The organism is Salmonella sp. SAL4457, from assembly GCF_046548235.1.
Taxonomy (GTDB): Bacteria; Pseudomonadota; Gammaproteobacteria; order Enterobacterales; family Enterobacteriaceae; genus Salmonella; species Salmonella enterica.
On sequence record NZ_JBGDZO010001479.1, the window covers coordinates 1 to 230 of the forward strand.

The following is a 230-nucleotide window of genomic DNA, read 5'->3' on the forward strand; positions in this document are numbered from 1 at the left end:
GCGCCGGGTCGCGGCCAGGCCGACGCTGAACAGCATGCGCAGGCGCCAGCTCCAGCTCTCGGTGATATCCCGGCGCCGCTGCGGCGGCGTGATCAGGGCCGCCGCGACCAGCCGATCGTCGATGAACAGGCCGATGGCCGGCAACTCTTCGCCCAGATGGCGCTCGACCATCTCCCGGACGCAGGCACGCACGCGCTGGTCGTAGCCGGCGCGCTGCGCATCCATCAGGT

At 71.7% G+C, this 230-nt stretch carries 1 protein-coding gene; it reads right to left on the bottom strand.

Annotation, left to right across the window (positions count from 1 at the left end; genetic code table 11):
* Positions 1-230 (bottom strand): hypothetical protein (locus tag ACLJNW_RS29100; protein ID WP_410962152.1); only part of this gene is annotated, 230 nt, incomplete at both ends.